The organism is Paenibacillus sp. FSL K6-2393, from assembly GCF_038002545.1.
Taxonomy (GTDB): Bacteria; Bacillota; Bacilli; order Paenibacillales; family Paenibacillaceae; genus Paenibacillus.
The window spans coordinates 1,955,137-1,971,591 of the sequence record NZ_JBBOCU010000001.1; the positions used below are offsets into that span (position 1 = coordinate 1,955,137).

Genomic DNA, 16,455 nt, shown 5'->3' on the forward strand with positions numbered 1-16,455 from the left:
GATGAGCGAATCAAAGAAAAAGGTACAGGAACGCATCGGATACGAACAACTCCGTTTATATTGGCCGTATAAAGTGCAATGGTTGGAAGAAATCCGAATTACCCGACAGATTAATGAGCATGCGAAGTTATATATTAGCGGCGTTATACCGGAGGAAGATGGACCAGGCATCCTTCATGTCCAGGCTGAAGGAGAACCGATTGTACTAAGACAGCTAGATGAAATGGGGAAATCTGTAAGGCGTCTGTTTCATGGCGTGATGACCTCATTAACTATACATTTAGTTGGTGGTATATACCGATTCGAGCTAGAGGCCATATCGAATACATATCAGATGGACATTGAAATTTCCGAGCGAGCATTCCAGAACAGGGCGATGTCCTATGGAGAATTAGTTAAATACGTGATGAAGGCGTATACCTACTCGGATGTAATTGATAATGTCACAGAGAATACCCAATTGGGAGAACTTGTTTTACAATATAGAGAAACCGACTGGATGTTTCTGAGACGTTTGGCTTCCCGGTTTGGTACCGTACTGGTGCCTGAGGTGACAGCGGCTTCACCTAAATTGTTCTTCGGGTTACCCATGGGCAAGTTGTGGAAATGGCCTCTGGATCGTCCATATCATGTCAAGAAAGAAATGGGCCATCTGAATTGGCATGGGGATGAGCAGCATCGGTATATGATGCAGGATCCCAAAGGTACACAGGGGGCGCTCATATATACGATGGAGTGTTATGAAACCTATGCTTTGGGTGATAAAGTCGAACTGCCTGATGGGAAAGAATTAACGGTAACTCAAGCGGAATCCCGATTGGAATCCGGATTGCTTATGACTACATATCGTATGATGTTAGAAGATCATATTCGGGTTCCACGATCCGATCTTCTGGATCTCATTGGCCTCTCCTTGTACGGTGAAGTAATCCGCATTATTGGTGATCGTGTACAGATGGAACTGTATATCGAAGATGGTCCGATTAAAACAGAATCTTCCTGTCCATATCCTTTATCGACATCTTACGTCGCCGAAGGTCACAGCGGACTCTACCTGACGCCAGAGATTGGTGACACGGTGGAACTATACATTCCCGGAAGTCGCGAGTCCAAGGCTTATATTCGTCATGCAGTGCCCGAAAGCAAGCGTTCGGTTTCCGGTGGAACGCAACACAAACTGTGGGGCCATCCTGACGGACCATCTATTGGTATGTCATCGGATGAGGTGACCGTACAGGCTGGAGCTGGATTAGTCATCACACTGAATGACCAAGGTGTAATGATGCAGAGTGCAGGTAACATCTCGATTCAGGGTGGCAGTCTATCACTTAAAGCAGGTCAGATTAAAGCAACCGCCCCTGAAGCAATTTGGCTTCTTGGCGGAGGAAGCAGCTTTATATTGGATGGACAAGCTGATGTTCGTGCTGGACTGCTCCAACAGGAAGGCAGCCATAAGGCACCGGTCGTGGTAGCTGATTTGCCGCCGGAGCCGGAGCCGCCCCTTATTCCGCTTGAACAATATGAGGCAGCTCAAGCAGCAGCTGCAGCCGAAGCAGCTGCTATGCAGCCTTCCGTGGTTAACATGAAGGAGGTCTCCCTGTTTGGTGCAGCGGTCGCCATGGCGGGCATGATCCCCGTTTTGGGTATGCTTGGAGGTGCACCAGCCATTGCGGCACAGGCCGTTGTCGTTGGCGCTGCAGCAATCGGCTTGATCGGGAACATCCCAAGTGCAGGATCCTTTAAGCCTTCGGCCCTACAACTTCTGAATCATCTGAATGGTGATTTCGTGGGCAAGATGCAGCAAGAAGAGGCTTATAAGCACCAATTATTTGGTAAAGTTGTCTCAGCAGCACGAGAGTTAAGCACGGCTACTTCCTTTATGGATTTTGTGAAGAAACTGCATCAGCAGGAAAAGGAAATTAGCCAGATGTATTATCAGATTCCAGGCAATACGAGGGAACATTGGGCTCATCAACAGGTTGACCAAGAGTTGAAGGAAGCACTCGTGTATTATGGGGATGTGAAGCAGAATGACATTAAATATGAACTCTTTTTTGGCCCTTATCATAACGGCATTGCTCGAGATATCGGAAGAATAGACATCACCGCCGAGGAAATGGGTGACTATAATTACTGGCAGAAACAGAATCTGACGGTCGAACAGAAGAAGTATCTTGCCCGGCGAATTATGGCTCCCATGAGCGAAGAAGAATTATCTACTCTGATGGGTGAATTCGAGCAACACGAGATGACTATGAAAGGATTGGACGGGGAGTTCAATGGATTTACGGGCAGAGTAAGCACGAAAAAGGGTTCTTCAGGTGTACCTGAACCCTCAGACCATCCAGGAACAACAGGTTCTCCAAGTGCTGCTTCTAAAGGAACAACGACGACAGACAAACCGGCTACAAGTAAAACAAAGACATTTGTGAAAAAGTCAAAAGATGTGATTGTTAAAGCCTTCAGCGATTATTATAAAGAGAGCCAGGTCATCCGGTTTCAGCCTTGGGGCAACTTGGGAAAAAACAAGCCCAAAGAGTCGGGGAATGCCGGGGAAGTGGGTTCCGGAGGGAAAACAAGCTCGAACGCTGGGAATAAGTCAATTGACGGGGCAGGAACAAGTTCCTCCAGCAATGGCAAGAAACCGAATCAGACCCCGAGCAGCAGTAAGAAGTCGGAATCGTCAGGTGAAACGGATGCTACTGCATCGAGTCCAGGTACAGGGAAGAAGTCTGGCGACGGTGAAGGCACAAACTCACCAAGCAGTGGTAAGAAAACGGGTCAGACACCGAATACTAGTAAGAAGTCCAAATCATCGGGTGAAACGGATAGTACGGGTTCAAGTTCAGGTACAGGGAAGAAGCCTGGCGATGGTGAAGGAACAGGATCATCAAGTAGTGGAAAGATAGAGGATCCAACTCCGAATACCAGTAAGAAGACCCAAACATCCGGAGAACCGGACACTTCAGGATCAAATACAGGTACAGGGAAAAAGTCGAGCGAGGGTGAAGGAACAAGCTCATCTAGCGCTAATAAGAAAGATAATCAGATTCCCAACAATCATAATCAGTGGAAACAAGATTCATCGAAGAAAAAGGATAAACGCAAAAAGGGAAAAGAAACCAAAACGAAGCCGAATGAATCGACGGAGCAGCAAGGGAAGGATAAGGACTTAGACACGTCGAAGAATAATTATAAACCAAACAATAAGGAAGAAGCGTCTGGAGCAGATAAAAGTAAACTAGAGCCTACAGAAAAAACTGATCAATCTAACTCATCAAAAGAGAGCGGAAATGTTACTCGTAATCAAGTTGTTATATCAAGAATTCCTGAAATTAAAATAATTTTTAAAAGAAATCCTAACCATGATAGTGCTGAGTTTAAAAGACAATTGAAAGATCAAGAAGAAGGGATAAATCAATTAACAGTAGATGAGTTTTTGAAAAATAGAGATAGATATCTAAGAGATGGTAGAGCTTTAGAGGGGGATGCCGCTCAAAAACTTGCTCGTAAGAAAGCTTTACAAGATAAAATAGATGAACTACGTAATGAAGGATTCTCATTTGAAGAGGCTGAAAAGAAAGCGAATGAATGGATCAAGGGGAAAGCTGCCCTTCATAATCCAGATCAAATTGCGGGTGGATATCCTGACAATATAGGCGGTCTAGGAGATATAAGAATCAATTCTTCTCTTGGATCTCAATGGAAGAACAGGATAAAAGATTTGGATAGACAGATTAGAGAAATTGCTAAGAATATGACAGAAGAAGAAAGAAAGACAACCTATTTAAATATTAAGTTACTGGAGTAAAGTGGGGGGACACACGGTGAACATTTCAAATTTTGTTTTTAAAGAGGACATGCCTACAAACGTCATTGAGAAGTACCAATCTGTAATACCTATTCAACTAATTGAAGTATGGAAGGAATATGGACTGGGTAGTCTTTCCAATGGATATCTGAAAATTATTAATCCTGATCAGTATTTAGAATTATTACAGGATACCTACAGTCGAGCAAAATTAGCAATTCCTCTATTTACAACAGCAATGGGAGATATATTGATTTGGGAAGATGGATACTTAATGGCGCTTAACTTCAGAAAGCATGAAGTAAATGTTATAGGGAAAAATTTTAAGTACTTTTTTGGGGACATAAGTGATGAATATTTTTTGAATAAAGCTCTTGACTGGTCTCCCTATCTTGAAGCGTTTGAAAAATATGGAGAGCCTGCTTACGATGAATGTTTTGGCTATGTTCCTCTTTTAGGATTAGGTGGAGCAGAGAAAGTTGAGAATTTAAAAAAAGTTAAATTTATTGAGCATATATATATAATCAATCATTTTATGGGACAAATGGAATGAAAATAAAAAAAATGGGGATAATTTGGGAACGCACGGTTGGAGATATTAGTGAAGATATAATTAATAAGGTTGAAAAAAAATATGGTATACAATTTCCTGATGACTATAGAGAATGTGTTAAAAACTATAATGGTGGGCATCCTGTACCAAATATATTTTCCTATGATGATGGAGGAGAGGGAGTTTTTGACCATTTACTAAGCTTTACAAGTGAGCCTAATATTGTTGTAGTTTATGAATTTATAAGTGATTTCATGCCAAAAGGGATATTTCCATTTGGAACAGATCCTTTTGGCAATCAGCTTTGCTTTGATTACCGAAAAAGTGAAAATTCACCTTTAGTTGTATTTCTTAACAATGAAGAATTTGGTGAGGACTCCATTACTGAGGTATGTAACAGTTTTTCTGAGCTCTTAGAAACATTACATGAGGCCAGCGATGAATTTTATTGACTTTCTTAATAGGTGGGTAGATAAGTATGGATATAGATGAAAATATTATTAAAAGTTCATATCCTCCTGTAAGTCTTCAGGAGATTGAGATAGTCGAGAAGAAGTATAATATGATTTTCCCTGATGATTATAAGAAATTTTTAATGTTAAAGAATGGTGGAAAAACTGGTACTAGAAGGAGATTTACTACAAATGATGACCAAAAAGAAGGTGAAATAGAGTCTTCTATTTTGATGTTTTTTCCTTTGTCTAATAATTTAAATAATAATTCAGAACAAAAGTATCGTCTGTACACAGAAGCAAATATTTTATCGAGAATTTATTATCCAATAGGTGAGACACCGAGGAATAATTTAGTTTGTATTGTAGTACAAGGACCTAATAAAGGGAGTGTATATCATTTCGATATGGATTATGACAATTATATTGAAAAGAAACTTCCTCTAGAGGAAGAACATATCAGACTGATCACAGAAAGTTTCACTGACCTTTTGGATAGTTTATTTGTTTCTCAGACGTAGGAATAATCGTGAATAATTTCAAAAATTAGATGTTGCAAATTATAAGGCCTATTCCATCAGAATTATTAAGGTGGGATTGGTCTTTTTGTGAGAAAAGACTTCTAAATAAATTGTCAGTTCTTCGTGAAAGATCACGCACCTTTTACGAATGTCCGAAACAGTACTGGACAATTTGATTAATTTATGGATTTGTTCGGATTATTAAACAACTTACAATAAGATCGAACAATACAACAAACACCACCACAATGCGACCTAACCGCGTTTTGTAGTTCTTGATTATCCGCCACTATATGCTAAATAATACAAATGTAAGTGGTGGATCTCCATCAAAGATCCCACCCAATGACGAATGAACCCATCATTTAACCAATAACACATATAACCCATGTAAGACCCGTATAAAGATTTAGTCATTTCGGTTGTACGCACATCAAATGCTTAAATTTTATAACTTAAATAAGGAACACCATGATTGACTCGTTTTCTTCTTTTCTTCTGGAAATTTCTCAATTGTCAGTACGCTCTCCCTAAGGGAATAGTAATAGAAACATCTGACATGGTTGATTTACAAACCATTAGCGATGAGAAATTCGTAGAGATGATCTACGATTATGAAATGCAACGCGATTTAATAGAGAACGGAACGATGATCGATGGAAATCTAAGGGTAAGAACGCCAGACATTTAAGGGGATACTTGGCATGAACTTAATGATGGAAAAACCATACAATTGGTTCCGAGTAGTGTTAATTCTAAATTTGGACACCTTGGTGGTGTAAGTGAAGTTAAATAAGAAAGGACGATACTCTAAAAATGAAAAAAGATGAGTTGTTTGGAGAAATTGTTTATGAAGATTTATGGATAGGGACGACAGAGATAACTATGTTTAGGAAAAACCAAAAAATACTTTTGAATATTTGTGGCGAAGAGAATGAGGAAATTACTCCGAATCAACGGGATGCTTTTTCGCAATTCAAAGCGAATATGCCTAGCATAGTAAAGGAAAGCGAAGATAAGATTTTAGAGTATTATTTAGAAAATTATGAAGATTATCGAGCAATGCAAAGTGATTGTGAAGAAGTTGAAAAAATTGCTCCAAAGATTTCATCAATAGACAAGTTAGGGAGACTTGTTACGCCTACAGGTTTGCTAATAAGATATGATTTCGAAGATGGTATAAGAAGAGTAGGGATATTATGTGATTGCACTTGGGAACAAGAACATGGATTAGGTATTAGTGTTGAAAATGAAGAAGTAGTAGAAGTGGGTCTTCAAGATATTGTACTTTAACAGGTTCTGTCAAAGACTTAGTGTAAACTTGGTTTATAACCCCAGCAACAAGACCGTACAATGCCACAATGCGAGTTAGCCGCCCCTGTTTGGTCTTTTTCATTCTCTAATATAGATGGCGGCGGTTAATGAAGTAACCCTCACCCAGTGACGAATGAAGCCATCATTCAACTAATCTCATACTTAACCCATGTAGTATCTGTATAGAGATTTCTTCATTTTGTTTGTACGCAATCAACGCTTGAATTTTAAGTTAATTTAAGGCGAAGTATCTGAATATAACAATTGAATTATTCATAATGGGGGCATCCCTGTTATTCCAAAAAATTAGTGGAGGTATTTATATGCACTGGGAATACAAGGAATTGTTTGACGCAGTAAATGAAACATACAATGAGTTTAAGTTAGAAAATATGAGTGGCACTAAAGCATTATCTAGAACACTTAGCGAATTTGAAACAACAATGAATCTCGGTATTTTGAAAAATCTATAATAGTTATAGCTTACGGTGAGATATTATTAACGCATGTAGAGGTGTTTCATAAATCTAAAGAGTATTTGTTAAAAGAATTGAAAGGTTTGAGTCTACATCAACTAAAGGATAAGTTGTCTTTAGAACAATTTAACGATCTTAATACACGTAGAAAGGTAATATTAGAGAATATTGAACAGAAGACTGTAACAACTATACTAGATTAGAATTGGTAGTAATGTTGTTGATTCATTTTATTTGTGATTGCACAGATATTCTTTACAGTGTACAAAGCCACAATGTGATAGTTCCTATAAAAGCTTTAAAGTTTCCTATTTTGGGGGGATGAAAAGCGTCAGTCCGAATAAGCGGGACAGCTAGTTAAAAGGCAAACCATCAAATGGAGTGCAAGCAAAGTTTATAGAACAAAGAAGAGATGGGTTCGTATAAAGTACCTAATGATTGGAAGAAGACCATATCTAGTTTAGGGAAAACATAGTATCACTTAGAAGTTGCAGCAGAATGGGATTTAATCCTTTTGTTATACATATTATCCCCTGAAAGACAAAGGTAGAAGAGCTTAAGATGGTTGGGTGCGTTCTTTGTCAAGTCGGCCTTTTTAGTTATGATGCATTAGCGGTGATAAAAAAAGATTAATGGGAGAATTTATAAAATGAAGGATAATGTTCTATATAAAATTATAATAAATGAGAAGTATGGTTTTATTAATAAACAAGGTGACATTATAATTGAGCCTTCTTATAAGGCTGTAAACAATTTTTGTGAAGGTTTAGCATATGTTTGGACGTTCGATGATAAGGAAGGATATATAAATACTGAAAACGAATGGGTCATTGAATTGAGTGCTGACTTTCTAGGGGACTTCGAACATGGCTTAGCATTGGTTTATTATAAAGGAAAGTATGGATGTATTAATAAGCAAGGAGAGTTTGTAATAGAACCGATCTTCGATAGAATACATGGAATAAATCCGGGGCTTTCAGTTATAGCGGAGAAAAATAAGAAGGTGGGTGTTTTTGGGGTATCTGGTGAAATTATTATAGATCCGATTTTTGATGTTATGGGTACATTTTCAAATGGATTGGCACTAGTAAAGCAAGGGACAAAATTTGGTTTTATAGATGATAAAGGTGAGCTGAAAATTGATTATCAATTTAATTCAGTATCCAATTTTTCAGAGGGATTAGCTGAAGCCTCAGCAGACGGTGAATTCTATGGCTTTATTAATCAACAAGGGGAGTTTCTTATACAACCTGAGTATTATCAAGTTTCAAGTTTTTCCGAAGGGTTAGGAGGATTCAAATTAAAAGCAAATGGAAAATGGGGATTTATAGATCACTCGGGGATTAGGGTTATCAAAGATAAATTTCAAAGTGTAGGTGACTTCCAAAATAACTTAGCACCAGTTGAAAGTAAGGATATGTATGGATATATTAACAAAAATGGAGAGTACATTATTAAAAACGTATTTACAACAGCTGATTCTTTTTACAATGGTCTTGGCTGTGTTACATTTAATGGAGAATGGGGCTATGTGGATGAAGGAGGAAAATGGGTATTCAAACCCAGCAATTTTGATCTTTGGTAAACGGAGGTTTTGTTCAAAGTGGAAAATAGAAAACAAGTACTAGAATTGGTGATAGAACGATCTCCATATTTTGAATTTTTATGTAAATGTGTTTAATCAATGATAGTTTGATAGTAGAGTACTCGATAGATGGAGTAGGACAAAGAAAATTACAATAGAGAATTAAATTGGAGGTTAGAGGAATAATGGAGCAACAGATGGATCCTCTTTATCCCATGATAGCAGAGCATATTCTAAGTATGATACCTAGTGATAACTGGAATGAGATTTATTTGTACGCCGAAATACTAGATGTATCCAGAGAGGTATACTTTTATTTCAACACTTCTGAGAATGAGGAGTTTATATACTCTCATGATATTCCTGAAAAATATAGACTGATTGAAAAAACTTATGATAACTTATTATTAGAATTACAAACAAAATTTAAACAATTAAGACAAATTTTTATAGACAATGATCAAGAGACGTGGACAAATTTAACCTTAACTTTAAAGCATCCTGGTAAGTTGAAAATTCATTATGATTATGAAGATGTAATAGCTTCAACTGTAACCCCAACTCAAAGACAAATGATTTTTGAGTATAAATATTTAGGATTACTTCCTGAAAAAGAAAAGAATAAACAGTTCGTAAAGAATTATTTAAATAGTCAAAATAAATAGCTGTAGAATTATCCTAATGAAAAACAATTGCATTACATGTGAACAGGTCAACTTTGGTTATATACAACCATAATTGTCCTGTTTTTTTTGTTATTTTCCAAAGCTACTCGCAAATGTTTGCGATCCATTGAAGTTGAAAGGAGATGGGCAACATGAGTTTGACTTATGAGAATCTGATTATTGAACCATATGAACTGGTGCATTTGCAAGAACTGACGATCCGGAAAAAAATGAATGAGCACACTCGGCTCGTGTTTAAGGGCATGGTGTCTGAGGAATGGAAGGATCGCTATGTCGATGTTACGGATCAAAATACCCCAATTGAAGTGTGGCAAAAAGATGAGGATGGTAATAAGAAGCCTCTGTTCAAAGGCATTCCACTATCTGTTGAAGTGCAGGTTGTCAGAGGCGTATATACGCTCCACGTGGAGGCCATTTCACATACATACCGGATGGACATTACAAAACGAACGCGTACATTTCAAAATGTCAAAATGAAGTTACCCGATTTGTTAAAGGAACTGGATCAGGATTATCCGGGGCTGGACGTGATTGATGAGGGAACAGGTGGGGCCAAGATCGGGAAGGTTGCCGTGCAATATCAAGAAACGGATTGGGCATTTCTCAGGAGACTTGCTTCTCGTTTTCACACCAGCTTGATGCCGGCCGCTCAGTTTGACAGCCCCAAATTTTATTTTGGCGTCTTTGAGCACGGAAACTCAATCGATCTGGACAATACACGTTATACAATCCGCAAAAACATGGCACCATTCATGTACTTTACCGAAAACGATACGTTAAAGGTCAACGAATCAGATTTCATTATATACGAAATCGAGACAGATCAGGTGATGGAGCTTGGACATCATATTACCTTCCGAGGCAGAAGCCTATATGTGACTGAGGCATATACCGAGCTTGTGGGAGGAATAGTGAAGCACCAATATGTACTTAGCCTTCATAGAGGACTAAGACAAAAGACATATTACAATTCGATAATTGCCGGAAGCTCATTACTTGGTCGCATCCTTTCAGTGCATGGTGGTCATGTAAGAGTTCAGCTGGACTGTGATGAAAAACAGGAGGAAGAGGAAGCGTTGTGGCTGTTGTATCAGTCGCCATACATCGCAGAGGGGCAGACAGGTTGGTATGTCATGCCTGAAGTGGGTGATCCGGTGGCCGTATATTTTCCTACGCAAAACGAAGAAGAAGCCTATGCGACAGGAGCACCCCGTCTGGATAACAAGGTAACTGGAACGAACCAATTGAACAAACCGGATCATAAAATTTTCCGTACGCCTTATGGCAAAGAAATCAGACTAACCCCAGATTCCATCTCCATTAGCAGCAAAGAGGGCGAGGTGTTCATTCGTCTCAGCGGGGACGAGGGCATTCAGATCATCGGAAGCCAGCAGATTCGGATGTCTGCTGGGGGCAATATCTCGCTCAAAGCCGGAAAGAAAATTACGTTATCTGCGGATTCACAATTGTTGCTGGAAGGCGGGGGAGGGACATTCAAATTGGTTGGACAAGCAAAAATGAGTGGATCAGAAGTGAAAGCCAACTAGTATAGGGTGACGTATGGGCAGGAGGGATAATTTCCAATGGATCGCAAGGAATCTATATTACATTTTTATACCCATCAGGTAAAACCTGCGCGGGCCAAACTTATGGATGATTTGCAGCATACGCTGCATACAAGGTATACGGAATTGACAGCTGAGCTCCTAAGTCATTTCAGGTTGATGATTCAGGAAGTCAGCGACGCCCAAAAGCGTGGGGCGAAAGGGCCGATCGCTTACATTCAATATTCTATGTTGCGAACAGAACTTCTTGGAGGGGCGATGAATGTCCTGGTCGAAGCATATGATGCTTCATGGTTGTTGGATCGAACACCCATCCGTTCATTCTATTCTTCCCACTGGGCCTATGAGTGTCTTGAACGGATGCTCAATGGATTAAGAGAAGAACTTCCTCACTATCAAGGAACCGTTACAGTGGTAGAACTGGACCGCATCATGCTACAGGAAGCGGCGTTGGTGAATCGGTATCTTGTACATTTTATACGCCGTAGCTGTAGCGCGCTGGAGGACTTCGAATGGAACTCCCTTATGGATCTGGAACAGATATTCGAAGTACGTGTAGGAGAATACTTGGATGCTAGTGAGTGCGTATTTCGTCTTGATCGAAGGAATAGGAGCATTGAGGAGATTGGTGAAGCATTGGAAGAAAGTGATGGTCTTGAGGTCATGTACGCGCACTTTCAGGGACTGGATATGAGCGAGATGGAATGCAGCGATCTTGATTTTCGTTACAGCCGTTTTGATCGTATCGATCTGCATTCTACCGATTTTCAACGCTGTATCTTGATAGGGACACGTTGGCGCAATTGTAGTCTGGAGAACACCAATTTCACCGGAAGCATTCTATATGGGGCAGATTTCAGCGGGTGTTCTCTGGAAAGAGCTGTTTTCAGGGAGATAATAGGGGAGGTAGGACATCCGGAAGGACTCGCTCAAGGTCCAGAATACGATGCGCTTAACTTCGAGAATTCAAACCTTTCAGGTGCTGACTTCCGAGGGGCACACCTTCGTGGAGCCATATTCCGTGGAGCCAATCTAACAGATACGTTATGGGAGGGTGCTGATGTGGAGGGTGCGATTTTTGACGATGCCGAGAGGAGGCGAGGGTTATCCGATACTTTCGTCTAATGGCCGATCCCAGATGGATACACCGCGTAGAGACTGAGCCTGTTGGTGAACTGCAACGCAGGACCTGGAATGAGGCTTTTCATGATTCGGGCAGTGAGCATACAGCAATTAACCTTTATGTGCGAAGCGGCTTCCATGTGGATTATACGGATTATTTGGAACAGCCGGTTCCCTTGGTTTCAGATCAATTGCTTGAAACACTTATTTTGTATTGTCCTCAGCTCAAGCGAAGGGCTACCGTATTAACGGACAAGGAGCGAATGACCCAAGAGACGTATTGGGCCATTCATCCTCCTGCACTGGCAAACGTATTATCTCCTCATACTCGTCGGCGCATGGATGGAAGTCTGGAGCGGATCGTACTGAAGCGAGATTTCCCGGAGGTACCCCTGTTCCAATTGATGGAGCTGCGCGAAACCGTGATCATTGTCAATCTAGCGTTGTCGGAGAGCATTCTGCGGCGAGATGTCGCAGGAGTACAATTCATTCCGTTGGATTTGGAACAAACGAATTAGAAAGGAGAGGTTATGATGGCGCAAAGTCAAGATCAGGAGGCCCAGATTCATACGGCTGGAGAAGCCTCTAAAAGCTATGTCGTTGCAGGAGCGATACTTAAATGCAATTGCGGGACGCAGCGTACACGATTGAAGATACCATTCAGTCATGGCGTATATATCAAGGGAAAGGCGAAGATGACTGTCGAGGATTATGTTCCAGGTATTCATATTGGATCGTTCGGTAACTGTTCCAATCCAGTTAATCCAGTAGTGGCGGCAAGCACGATGGTTGACATCTATGGGGTTAAGAAAGCGCCTTGCGCTCCCGTGCTGACCATGCCTTGGCTTCATGGAAAGGGAGATACCAAGGTGGAAGGGAAAGCTGCACTGCTCAGTCACTGTACGCACAAGTGTCTGTATGGCGGAGGTGTCGTCATAGAGAATGACGGACAGCAATTGGACTTTTGACGATGAATGAAATTACGGAGAAGAAACTCGACCAGATCGGTTATGAGCAAATTCGTCTATATTGGCCTTATCGTGCACAGTGGTTAGAAGGCGTGCAAATTACCCGCCAAGTGAACGAGCATGCGAAACTCTACGTCAGCGGTATAATTCCGGAAGAGGATGGGCCGGGCATTCTTCAAGTTCAAGCTGAAGGGGAATCTATCATACTCAGACAAGTCGATGAAAATGGTAGATCAGTGAGGAGACTCTTCCATGGCGTAATGACATCGCTCTCGGTTCATTTGTCGGGAGGGGTCTATCGATTCGAACTTGAAGCTTTGTCCAACTCCTATCAAATGGATATGCGAATTGAGGAACGAGCCTTTCAAAACAGAGGGTGGACGTTCAAAGAACTAATTCAATTCATTATGAATTCTTACCGCTATTCGGATGTCATGGATCAGGTTACAGAAAATACCTCATTGAGCGGACTTGTATTACAATATAAAGAGACCGATTGGATGTTCCTACGCAGGCTTGCCTCGCGATTCGGTACAGTGCTGGTCCCCGAAATCACAGCGGCATCACCAAAACTGTATATCGGTTTGCCCGCAGGTAAGTTGTGGAAATGGCCAGAAGACCAACCTTATCAGGTTCGTAAGGAGCTGGCCGGAATCGACTGGCACGGCTCCGGAACGGAAGATCGATATATCATTCAGGGCCCCAAGGGATCGCAAGGCGTATTGCAATATACGGTGGAAAGTGTCGAGACCTATGCGTTGGGAGATAAGGTCGAACTTCCGGATGGCAGAGAGCTGACCGTGGTGTATGCCCATTCGCGACTGGAATCCGGATTACTCATGACGACATACCGCATGGTACTCGAAGACCACATTCATGTACCTAGATGCAACCTATCGGACCTGATTGGGTTATCGCTGTACGGCGAGGTGGTCCGCGTGATTCATGATCACATTCAGATCAAATTGCCCATGGACGAGGGCCCGATGACGCAAGGCTCCGCCTGCCCCTATCCGGTCGCGCCAGTTTATGCTGCGGAAGGGCATAGCGGATTATACATGATGCCGGAGATCGGGGATCAGGTGGAATTATATTTTCCAAGTAGTCTGGAATCCGGAGCGTACATTCGTCATTCTATCTCTGAGGGTAAACGTTCCACTAACGGAGGAACAGAGCATAAAGTCTGGGGGCATCCTGCCGGGAGCTCTATCGGGATGTCGCCTGAGGAGGTTACACTGCAAGCCGGATCCGGGTTAACGATTACCTTGAATGATCAGGGGATCGTATTGAATAGTCCAGGCAATCTGTCCATTCAAGGTAGCAATATCCTGCTTGCGGCCGGACAGATCGAAGCTACAGCACCAGAAGCGATTTGGCTGCTTGGCGGGGGTGGTAGCTTCATTTTGGACGGGGAGGCCAACGTACGAGCAGGTCTATTGCAACAGGAGGGCAGCAACAAAGCGCCTGTTCATGTGGCGGATCTGCCTCCGGAGCCGGAGCCACCGCTGATGCCGATTGAGGAGTACGAAGCGGCTCAGGCCGCAGCAGCCGCAGAGGCTGCTGCAGTGACGCAGGCATCAACGACGAACCCGAAAGATGGATCGTTGGCTGGAGCTGCGTTGGCCATCACTGCTATGATTCCGATCCTGGGAGCTCTAGGGGGGATTGCTGCTCAGACAGCCATCGGCGTAGGTATTGCTGCCGTTGCCACGGGTCTCATCGCGAGCGTGCCGAAGATAGGCTCCTTCAAGCCTTCGGCTCTGAATTTGCTGGACCGATTTACGAATGGATTTGCTGAACTGCAACAGCAGGAGAACGAAGCAAAATGGACGATGTTGGGTAAAATGCTGACGGCCGCCAAAGAGTTGACTACATCGACTTCCCACATTGATCTACTCAAGAAGTTGCATCAGCAGCATCAGGAAATTAGTGCCACATACTATGATATTCCAGCTTATATTCGAGAGAAATGGACGAAACAACAGGCGGATCAGGAACTGAAAAGTTCGCTGGATTATTACAATAAAGTGATGGAAAATCCGGAGGAATACGATATTCTTTTTGTAGGGCCTCATTTTGCGAATATTACCTTCGATATTGGCAGGCCTCATATCACGGTAGAGGAACTAGGGAGTTATGATTATTGGAAGGCACAAGGGCTAAGTGTTGAGGAGATGAAGTATCTATCATGGAGGCTAAAGGCCCCCATGAGCGATGAAGCCTTTGCTGAACTATGGGATGGATATTATCAATATGATGCGACGCTGAAAGGCCTGGATACTCAAATTAATTTTAAGGGCAAGGGAGGTTCGGCAGGCGGTTCTGTAGGCCTGAGACGGTCCATCCCGCAGGCAAGTGGAACAACGACGCCCAAAGTGAACACGAGCCCGTCTTCGTCCATCGTGCCCAAAGTGAAGACATTTGTCCGAAAGTATTGGGAAGACAGTCAGAAGATGGGGATCGTGTCTGGTGGAGGGAGTCATTGGAGCAATAATAAGACGAACAAAACAGGTGAGACGGCTTCAGTGAATGGAAAGACAGCAAACAGTGGGGGCGGATCAACCTCTAAGCCTGTAGAGAACCCACCGAAGTCGAAAACAAGTTCGGGTAGTTCACCTTCTTCGAAAAAGAATGAAGGAAATTCAACGACAACGTCGAAACCAAGCACGACACCAAAGACGAAACCAGAAAAAAATGAAACACCGAATGAAGTGAATACGTGGAAGCCGTCTTCAACGAAGAAAAAGGACGAGGTAAAACCACCAGCCGACACGAAACCGCCTAAATCATCCGAATCGGAGAAACCAGAGGAGAATACAAACAAACCGAAGGATAAACTGGAAGGCACTGAGGGGATGGGTAAAGATTTACTGTCTTCCAATGGAAAGTTTAAAGATTCTAAGTTAGAATCGGATTATCAAAAGTATCTTGCTCGTAAATCTAAAGAGGGGAAACCACCACGAGATCGGTTGGAGTGGAAAAAGGCCAGAGATTACTGGTTGAATGATTCGCCAATGGCTAGAGGCAATGCATTCAATAAAAAGTCAGTTGTGGAAGAATGGTATCCATGTAATGAAGTACATTTGAGTAATGGAAAACGTTTGGATTCATACGATCCTATAAAAGGCGAGATAGTATCAAGAAAAGCGACTGATTTAGCAGATATTGAGTTATCTACATTTGAGAGTTATTTAAAGGAAATGAAGGTGAAGTACGAGCCGGGAACAATAATTAGAACAGATAAATACGCTGATTTTAAACCTCCAATTGACGGTCAACCACTTAAGGGAAAACAAATACTTGAGATTCCTGCGTCTAATAAGAACTTTTCAGGGATACAAGATTACATTGATTTGGCAAAGAATAAATATGGGATCGAAATCAGATTTAGGGAGGAGTAAA

13 protein-coding genes and 2 pseudogenes are annotated in these 16,455 nt (G+C 41.8%); all 15 read left to right on the forward strand.

Annotation, left to right across the window (positions count from 1 at the left end):
• The first annotated feature begins 1 nt into the window (after position 1).
• The 15 genes and pseudogenes from MHI14_RS08560 to MHI14_RS08630 all read left to right on the forward strand — a co-directional run bounded on the left by MHI14_RS08560 (position 2) and on the right by MHI14_RS08630 (position 16,454).
• Positions 2-3,811, forward strand: coding sequence for a polymorphic toxin type 15 domain-containing protein (locus MHI14_RS08560; protein WP_165980232.1), 3,810 nt, complete (start codon positions 2-4; stop codon positions 3,809-3,811).
• 16 nt (positions 3,812-3,827) lie between these two features.
• Positions 3,828-4,364, forward strand: coding sequence for a T6SS immunity protein Tdi1 domain-containing protein (locus MHI14_RS08565; protein ID WP_276323994.1), 537 nt, complete (start codon positions 3,828-3,830; stop codon positions 4,362-4,364).
• A complete protein-coding gene (locus MHI14_RS08570) occupies positions 4,361-4,816 on the forward strand; it encodes an SMI1/KNR4 family protein (protein ID WP_240768067.1) in 456 nt (151 codons plus the stop codon). The genes MHI14_RS08565 and MHI14_RS08570 overlap by 4 nt, the downstream gene beginning before the upstream one ends.
• Before the next feature lie 26 nt (positions 4,817-4,842).
• Complete coding sequence (locus tag MHI14_RS08575; protein ID WP_062835590.1) at positions 4,843-5,337, forward strand: SMI1/KNR4 family protein; 495 nt, start codon at positions 4,843-4,845, stop codon at positions 5,335-5,337.
• A 559-nt stretch (positions 5,338-5,896) separates the two neighbouring features.
• The gene (locus MHI14_RS08580; protein ID WP_268801806.1) at positions 5,897-6,028 is read left to right on the forward strand and encodes a hypothetical protein; all 132 of its coding nucleotides are present in this window, start codon (positions 5,897-5,899) and stop codon (positions 6,026-6,028) included.
• Positions 6,029-6,034: 6 nt separating this feature from the next.
• Positions 6,035-6,133: pseudogene (locus tag MHI14_RS08585) on the forward strand (HNH endonuclease); the annotation flags it as partial.
• Positions 6,134-6,153: 20 nt separating this feature from the next.
• On the forward strand, positions 6,154-6,630 hold the full coding sequence (locus MHI14_RS08590; protein WP_133385612.1) for a DUF6985 domain-containing protein: 477 nt from the start codon (positions 6,154-6,156) through the stop codon (positions 6,628-6,630).
• 344 nt (positions 6,631-6,974) lie between these two features.
• Positions 6,975-7,330, forward strand: a pseudogene (locus tag MHI14_RS31110) (Imm3 family immunity protein).
• A 446-nt stretch (positions 7,331-7,776) separates the two neighbouring features.
• Positions 7,777-8,712, forward strand: coding sequence for a WG repeat-containing protein (locus MHI14_RS08600; protein ID WP_133385610.1), 936 nt, complete (start codon positions 7,777-7,779; stop codon positions 8,710-8,712).
• Positions 8,713-8,897: 185 nt separating this feature from the next.
• Positions 8,898-9,377 carry an antitoxin YezG family protein gene (locus MHI14_RS08605; RefSeq protein ID WP_133385609.1) on the forward strand — a complete coding sequence of 160 codons (480 nt, stop codon included), beginning with the start codon at positions 8,898-8,900 and terminating at the stop codon, positions 9,375-9,377.
• Positions 9,378-9,529: 152 nt separating this feature from the next.
• Positions 9,530-10,945, forward strand: coding sequence for a phage baseplate assembly protein V (locus MHI14_RS08610; protein WP_339310175.1), 1,416 nt, complete (start codon positions 9,530-9,532; stop codon positions 10,943-10,945).
• Between the two features lie 36 nt (positions 10,946-10,981).
• Positions 10,982-12,088, forward strand: coding sequence for a pentapeptide repeat-containing protein (locus MHI14_RS08615; RefSeq protein ID WP_339310173.1), 1,107 nt, complete (start codon positions 10,982-10,984; stop codon positions 12,086-12,088).
• A complete protein-coding gene (locus MHI14_RS08620; protein ID WP_339310171.1) occupies positions 12,088-12,603 on the forward strand; it encodes a hypothetical protein in 516 nt (171 codons plus the stop codon). Before MHI14_RS08615 ends, MHI14_RS08620 begins: the two co-directional genes overlap by 1 nt.
• 15 nt (positions 12,604-12,618) lie before the next feature.
• Positions 12,619-13,053, forward strand: coding sequence for a DUF4280 domain-containing protein (locus MHI14_RS08625; RefSeq protein WP_341130186.1), 435 nt, complete (start codon positions 12,619-12,621; stop codon positions 13,051-13,053).
• Between the two features lie 2 nt (positions 13,054-13,055).
• The gene (locus MHI14_RS08630; protein ID WP_341130187.1) at positions 13,056-16,454 is read left to right on the forward strand and encodes a hypothetical protein; all 3,399 of its coding nucleotides are present in this window, start codon (positions 13,056-13,058) and stop codon (positions 16,452-16,454) included.
• Position 16,455: the final 1 nt, after the last annotated feature.

Excerpts from the sequence above, each read along its gene's own strand:
- MHI14_RS08600 (WP_133385610.1), top strand. The coding sequence starts at position 7,777 with ATGAAGGATAATGTTCTATATAAAATTATAATAAATGAGAAGTATGGT.
- MHI14_RS08590 (WP_133385612.1), top strand. The coding sequence starts at position 6,154 with ATGAAAAAAGATGAGTTGTTTGGAGAAATTGTTTATGAAGATTTATGG.
- MHI14_RS08560 (WP_165980232.1), top strand. The coding sequence starts at position 2 with ATGAGCGAATCAAAGAAAAAGGTACAGGAACGCATCGGATACGAACAA.
- MHI14_RS08615 (WP_339310173.1), top strand. The coding sequence starts at position 10,982 with ATGGATCGCAAGGAATCTATATTACATTTTTATACCCATCAGGTAAAA.
- MHI14_RS08610 (WP_339310175.1), top strand. The coding sequence starts at position 9,530 with ATGAGTTTGACTTATGAGAATCTGATTATTGAACCATATGAACTGGTG.
- MHI14_RS08580 (WP_268801806.1), top strand. The coding sequence starts at position 5,897 with ATGGTTGATTTACAAACCATTAGCGATGAGAAATTCGTAGAGATGATC.
- MHI14_RS08605 (WP_133385609.1), top strand. The coding sequence starts at position 8,898 with ATGGAGCAACAGATGGATCCTCTTTATCCCATGATAGCAGAGCATATT.
- MHI14_RS08575 (WP_062835590.1), top strand. The coding sequence starts at position 4,843 with ATGGATATAGATGAAAATATTATTAAAAGTTCATATCCTCCTGTAAGT.
- MHI14_RS08570 (WP_240768067.1), top strand. The coding sequence starts at position 4,361 with ATGAAAATAAAAAAAATGGGGATAATTTGGGAACGCACGGTTGGAGAT.
- MHI14_RS08625 (WP_341130186.1), top strand. The coding sequence starts at position 12,619 with ATGGCGCAAAGTCAAGATCAGGAGGCCCAGATTCATACGGCTGGAGAA.
- MHI14_RS08630 (WP_341130187.1), top strand. The coding sequence starts at position 13,056 with ATGAATGAAATTACGGAGAAGAAACTCGACCAGATCGGTTATGAGCAA.
- MHI14_RS08620 (WP_339310171.1), top strand. The coding sequence starts at position 12,088 with ATGGCCGATCCCAGATGGATACACCGCGTAGAGACTGAGCCTGTTGGT.